Below are 6215 nucleotides of genomic sequence, written 5' to 3' on the forward strand. Positions count from 1 at the left end.
AACTCTCGGACTTCCCCCAACTCCCACCTCGGACCTGTCAACTCTCGGACTTCCCAACTTCCCAACTTCCCAACTTCCCAGCTTCCCAACTTCCCAGCTTTCCAACTTCCCAGCTTTCCAACTTCCCAGCTTTCCAACTTTGAAACTCTCCAACTCTCAGACCTGTCAACTCTCGGACCTGTCAACTCTCGGACTTACCCCACCTCAGACCTGTCAACTCCCACCTGTCAACTCTCGGACCTGTCAACTCCCACCCGTCAACTCCCACCCGTCAACTCTCGGACTTCCCCCAACTCCCACCCGTCAACTTGAAGACCTGTCAACTCTCGGACTTCCCAGCTTTGAAACTCTCCAACTCTCGGACTTCCCACCTGTCAACTCTCCAACTTCCCAACTTCCCCCAGCTCCCCTTGACATCCACCGCCACATCTGCTATCATTTAATCATGGGGTAAACATGGCTATACACTTGATTATTTATTCAACACTCTGATCGCCACCTCTCCCCGAATCCCCTTGACATCCACCGCCACATCTGCTATGATTTAAACGTGGGGGAAACATGGCTATACGCTTGATTATTTATTCAACGGTTCAGAAAGCGATCGCCACCTCTCCCCGAATCCCCTTGACATCCACCGCCACATCTGCTATGATTTAACCGTGGGGGAAACATGGCTGTACGCTTGATTATTTATTCAACACTGGTTCAGAAAGCGATCGCCCCAGAAAGCCATAAAATCCTTAAACCAAAGCCCAAATTAAGATATGATGGGAAAACAGTGCAAATTGCATAACCCAATCAAAAACAGATTCCCCAGGGAGTAATAAAACAATGGTAACTCTGAAAATCATCGTTAACATCGTTGTCCTCTTCTTCGTAGGCTTATTTATCTTTGGATTCTTATCCAATGACCCCTCACGAAACCCCAAGCGTCGGGACTTAGAGTAATCCGGCGGAATTCCCAAGCCAAAACCTGATCTAGGGGGGTAAATGGGGTGATCAGTTATCATGTATAACCCATAACTCCATTTACCCCAGTATCACCGATTTGGGATAAGTTTTACTAGCCATAATATGTGGTTAATTGTTATCTAAAAAACTGCCTATAATTACCCTATAGATTGGCATCTTTCCCTAACTAAACTGCCAATATAACTCGCTAAAATCCGCTATGATTAACTCCTTTTAATTAGCTAGGGAGAAGTTAATAACTATGCGATCGCACCTACTCCGATATATGATTTAAAAGGCAGATTCTATCAAGGTATAAGCCCATATATCAGATGGATAGAGTCGCCCAAGCAGCCGGGGTGTCCAAACCAACCCTATATATAGTCATTTTTCCGACAAAGATGGGTTGTTTACCGCCCTAGTCAAAAGGATAGCCCCGGAAAAACTCCGAGAGGTCGCCTCCCCTATCAGGGAAACCAGAGTTAGTCTTACGAGACTTAGCCAAGGGAATACTAATGGAAAATATAAGCGATCGCGAATATCTTAGCTTGCTCCGGTTAATAGTCTCCGAGTCAGGAAAACGCCCAGACCTAGCCCAAGTATTTTTAACAACCCTAGTCAAGCCCGCCATAGAAACCCTGAAAGAGTATTTAAAAACCTGTCAAGAATTGACTATTACCGACCCGGAAGCCACAGCCCGAATCTTCGTAGGCTCCCTGATTCATTATATGGTAGTCCAAGAGATTTTGCCAAGCCAAGATTCCCTACCCATGACAGCCGATCGCCTAATCGATAATTTAGTAGAATTAATTATCCATCAAAAAGCCCTACCATAAAGAATCATCATCCCATCAAATCATGTCGTCATCTCCCAGTTATCGCCCCCCATTTTTCCTTAAAAACGGGTTAATAATGACCCTTTATACAGCCCTGCAAATTAGCAAAACCTGGCAAAATCACACCCACGAACCCGCCCCCCCCTATCAACAAAAAATATTCACCGGGGCGGGGGGTGTCCCCATCTTTGGTATTTATGCAATTCCCCCCAACCCCCAAGGCACAATAATTGGCACTTATGGCATTGTAGGAGACTTAGAAAATCAGTGGTTTTTAAAAATACTAGGTCGCAAAGCCTTTGCCCATGGTTATGCGGTAGTATTATTCGACTGGCGCGCCCACGGTCAAACGGGTAAACTCTCCCCCACACTGCAATCTGACGGCTTATATGAAGGACAAGACTTTGTAGAAATTGCTAACCAGTCACTCGCCCTAGGCTGTCCAGCCCCCATAAGTTTATTAGGTTTTTCCTTGGGGGGACAATTAGCCTTGTGGGGGTTAAAAGCCGCCCAAAGTTCCAGCAATTTAGACATAGCTGGTGCGGCTGTAGTTTGCCCTAGTTTAGACTCCAATAGATCCCTAGCCTATTTAGAAAATCATCCGGTCGGGAAGTATTTAGAAAAAGCCATTACCCGCCAACTGCAAATACTCGCCCATCAACTAAATCCAAACCACCCCAATATCTTCAATCCAGAAGCGATCGCCAGAGTCAATTCAATTCGTAGTTTTGACCACGAATTAGTAATTGAAAAACTAGGATTTGCCACAGTAGAAGACTATTTTACCGCCACCAGTGGCTTGCAGATTTTACCGCAATTATACAAACCCACCCTAATTTTATATGCCGAAGATGACCCTCTATTCGACCCCAGTATTATCCCCGATTTAAAAGCGTTAGCGAGACAGAATAAAGCCATTGACCTATGGCTAACCCCATCAGGAGGGCACGTCTGCCATATTAGCAGTAAATCCTGTCAAAAACAATGGGGCGATCGTGACCCTTGGTGGGCATGGAATCGCATTTTAAACTGGTTTGGAAGCCGGCGATGATTATGCACCCATAGCCAGGCGGCGTGATTATTGTAACCGTCAAATCACAATCATCTTAGGGTGCGTCGCCTTCTCGCCGCCGCCAGTCAAACCAGACTTGGCGAGGGGTTATCAAGACTCTGGTAGAATAGAGGATGGACTGGAGAACTAGCCCCTAGGGATGGCGACCCACGCGAGACCAACCCATTGGCCACACCTTAATACTATTATCAAAACTGCCACTAACTAAAGTTGGCTGAACCGGGTTAAAAACCACATTCACCCAGTGTTGATGACCTTTAATCGTCCCCGTTAAGCCCCCTGGCCTGATTTGCCATAACTTAACAGTACCGTCAAAATCCCCACTAGCCAGAGTTTGACCATCAGGACTAAAAGACAGAGATTGAATTTTCTCATCATGACCGGTCAAAGTTTGCAGGGGGAGACTGGTAAAATATTCCAACTCCAGGCGATTTAAGTCCCAGAGGCGGACAGTCCGATCCCAACTTCCCGTAGCCAGAGTTTGACCATCAGGACTAACAGCCAAAGACCAGATAGCTTGAGGATGAGCCGCTAAACTCCGCCGCAATTCACCAGTTTCCCGATCCCATAATTCCAGCAAACCATTACTGCTACCACTGATTAACATTTGACCATTAGCACTAAAAGCGATCGCCTGTATCTGTTCCTCGTAACCCCGTAAAGTTCTTTCCTCAAAGCCGGTGTCAACATTCCACAAGCGAATCGACCCATCACCTCCCGCACTAGCCAAACTAGCACCATCAGGACTAAAAGCCAAAGCATGAACCCAACCCCGATGACCAGGTAACACCCGCACCAGACGACTATTCCACAAGTCCCAAATCCGAATAGTGCCATCACCCCCAGCACTAGCCAAAAATCGACCTTCAGGAGCGATCGCTATTGTACCAACCGGTTGGTTATGACCAGATAAAGTATTAACTACAGTCCCCGTATCAATATCCACCAAGTTAATCGAGCCATCAGTCTGACCACTAGCTACCAATTGACCATCGGGAGTAATAGCGATCGACCAAATCGGCCCATCACCCGATCGCAAGGTCCGCACCCCAGAAGATTGTCTGTTCTGATAACGGCGGCGATAATTATCAGGTCTGTTTCTGTTATAGTTAGGGCGAACCTCCGGCATTCTTCTCACCGGAATTTCTGGGCTTCTGGGGGTTTCGGGAACCGGAGTCGGCAATCGCGAAGCCAAAATTAGAGACAGTATTGTGAGCGCAATTCCACCCCAAGCCGTCATAATCCACTGCTGGTCAGAACTTTCCGCCAACGCCCCAGCCGTCGGTCCTCCTTTCAAAGAAGCGATCGCCTCCGATGCTGACTGATAACGACGGGCCGGATTTCGCTCTACCAACCTATCTAAAATCCTGCCTAATCGACGGCTAACAGGGCGTTTAAGGTAGTCTCGCCACACCCAAGTATTTGATTTGACATCAAACAACTCAAAAGGCGAAACATCTGTCATTAAGTGCAGACAAGTCACCCCCAAACTGTACAGATCATTTCTCCCATCAAAATGTCCTTGAGTTTGTTCTGGGGCCACATATTCCGCCGCTCCCATCATCCGTTCACCAGGGTATTGTTCAACTTCCACCAGAGGAATAGCCGACCCAAAATCCACCAGAGACAAACGATTACCCCCATAACCATTATATTGAGGGGAACGGACAATATTCTCCGGCTTAATATCCCCATGAACAATACCATTTTCATGGACAACCTCTAGCACCGGAAGTACAGACGTAAGTAGATCCCAAATCTGGATTTCTCCAAATACCCCATCACTAGCCAACTCATCAGCCAAATTGCGTCCGCGAATATACTCATGAACAAAATACTTAGATCCATCCTCTTCAAAACTCGCCCAAAGTTCTGGAATCAAAGTATTCTGACCAATTCTCTCCAACTCCCGCGCACGCAACCTCAAATCCACTTCTATATGCTTATAGCAATCGATTTCACCAGTTCCAGAATCAACATTTTCTGGCGAACCCATAAATTGCTTAATCGTACACTGAGGCTTAGACGGCTTATCCTCATCGACAGCCAAAAAAGTCCGACTGTTAGCACTTTCTCCTAAAATCCTCACGATCCGGTAGCGGTCTTTCAGGCGCAAACTAGCTCCACAACTCTTACAAGTCTTTTGACCAGGAGAATTCTGCGGGTGCTGACACTGGGGATTTATGCAGTAACTCATAACCAGGCATTGTTTCGGTGTATTCCAATTATATGATATGCTTTTCACACCTGGGTAGCCACACTAGCAGAAAAACCATGTAATAAAACGCAACACTCTATATATATGTCGCTAATTCGCATATCTCCCGACTGGCAACTACCCGAAAAACTGATTACCTCAGAATCAGCCTTTGTCAACCGCCGTAAATTTATCAAACAAGTAGTCGGAGCCGGACTGGCCGCCTCTATTTTACCCCTACAGGGATGCGATCGCACTTCTGCCACCTTCCAGACTACCCAAACCCCCTATCCCAACCTAGCCCCAAATCCTAACTTTCTCAATCTCTCATCAGCAACTACCCCCGAAGACCTTGCTACCCGTTATAACAACTACTACGAATTTGGCGGGTCTAAATCTATTTGGGAAGCCGCCCAAAACCTCCCTACCGATAACTGGCGAGTAGAAGTCTCAGGACTCGTCAAAAATCCCCGCACCTACGATATCGATGATTTACACCAAAAATTCCCCCTCCAAGAAAGAATCTATCGATTTCGCTGTGTCGAAGCCTGGGCGATGGTAGTTCCCTGGGTCGGTTTTCCCATGCGTCTACTCATGGCCGACGTTGAACCCACCAGCGCCGCCAAATTTGTCCGCTTCACTTCCTTTTATGACCCCAAAATCACCAAAGGTCCTGGTTTCTGGGCTACTAATTATCCCTGGCCATATACCGAGGGATTAACCATTCAGGAAATGGCTAATGAATTGGCATTTTTTGCCACCGGAATTTATGGTAAAACTCTCCCCAAACAAAATGGCGCACCTTTACGCATGGTTCTACCTTGGAAATACGGCTTTAAAGGCGCTAAATCTATTGTCAAAATCGAATTTTTAGACCACCAACCTCCCACATTTTGGAATACCTTAGTCCCTAACGAATATGGCTTTGTGGCTAATGTTAACCCTAACAAACCTCATCCCCGTTGGTCTCAAGCTACCGAACGCATTGTTGGTAATGGTCCGAGTTTCTCCTGGGACACTCAACCCACATTAATTTATAACGGCTATGGAGAATATGTAGCCCATTTGTACACCTGAAAAGTTCACCAGCCAGCTAACCCACACTGATACATTTACGCGACATTTATCCGGCTATTGCCTGACAATGCGACGATAT

6 protein-coding genes and 1 pseudogene are annotated in these 6215 nt (G+C 46.5%); 6 read left to right on the forward strand and 1 reads right to left on the reverse strand.

What is annotated here, in order from left to right:
• The first annotated feature begins 139 nt into the window (after positions 1–139).
• From P5683_RS21825 to P5683_RS21845, 5 genes and pseudogenes are all read left to right on the forward strand, one after another.
• Positions 140–454, forward strand: a complete 315-nt coding sequence (locus tag P5683_RS21825; protein WP_152344022.1) for a hypothetical protein — start codon at positions 140–142, stop codon at positions 452–454.
• A 219-nt stretch (positions 455–673) separates the two neighbouring features.
• Entirely contained in the window at positions 674–796 is a 123-nt protein-coding gene (locus P5683_RS21830) for a hypothetical protein (RefSeq protein ID WP_257720192.1), read from the forward strand.
• 38 nt (positions 797–834) lie between these two features.
• On the forward strand, positions 835–951 hold the full coding sequence (locus tag P5683_RS21835) for a photosystem II reaction center protein I (protein ID WP_006616470.1): 117 nt from the start codon (positions 835–837) through the stop codon (positions 949–951).
• 503 nt (positions 952–1454) lie between these two features.
• Positions 1455–1790 (forward strand): annotated as a pseudogene (locus P5683_RS21840) (TetR/AcrR family transcriptional regulator C-terminal domain-containing protein); the annotation flags it as partial.
• Between the two features lie 76 nt (positions 1791–1866).
• Complete coding sequence (locus tag P5683_RS21845; protein WP_006669711.1) at positions 1867–2841, forward strand: YheT family hydrolase; 975 nt, start codon at positions 1867–1869, stop codon at positions 2839–2841.
• A gap of 154 nt (positions 2842–2995) precedes the next feature.
• Here P5683_RS21845 and P5683_RS21850 read toward each other — a convergent pair whose 3' ends face one another.
• Positions 2996–5059 carry a WD40 repeat domain-containing serine/threonine-protein kinase gene (locus P5683_RS21850; RefSeq protein ID WP_006625793.1) on the reverse strand — a complete coding sequence of 688 codons (2064 nt, stop codon included), beginning with the start codon at positions 5057–5059 and terminating at the stop codon, positions 2996–2998.
• Positions 5060–5164: 105 nt separating this feature from the next.
• Here P5683_RS21850 and msrP point away from each other — a divergent pair, with 105 nt between their 5' ends.
• A complete protein-coding gene (gene msrP, locus P5683_RS21855) occupies positions 5165–6136 on the forward strand; it encodes a protein-methionine-sulfoxide reductase catalytic subunit MsrP (protein WP_006625794.1) in 972 nt (323 codons plus the stop codon).
• Positions 6137–6215: the final 79 nt, after the last annotated feature.

Origin of the sequence: Limnospira sp. PMC 1279.21 (assembly GCF_032349615.1) — a bacterium.
Classification (GTDB): Bacteria; Cyanobacteriota; Cyanobacteriia; order Cyanobacteriales; family Microcoleaceae; genus Limnospira; species Limnospira fusiformis.

Excerpts from the sequence above, each read along its gene's own strand:
- P5683_RS21830 (WP_257720192.1), top strand. The coding sequence starts at position 674 with ATGGCTGTACGCTTGATTATTTATTCAACACTGGTTCAGAAAGCGATC.
- P5683_RS21845 (WP_006669711.1), top strand. The coding sequence starts at position 1,867 with ATGACCCTTTATACAGCCCTGCAAATTAGCAAAACCTGGCAAAATCAC.
- msrP (WP_006625794.1), top strand. The coding sequence starts at position 5,165 with ATGTCGCTAATTCGCATATCTCCCGACTGGCAACTACCCGAAAAACTG.
- P5683_RS21850 (WP_006625793.1), bottom strand. The coding sequence starts at position 5,059 with ATGAGTTACTGCATAAATCCCCAGTGTCAGCACCCGCAGAATTCTCCT.
- P5683_RS21835 (WP_006616470.1), top strand. The coding sequence starts at position 835 with ATGGTAACTCTGAAAATCATCGTTAACATCGTTGTCCTCTTCTTCGTA.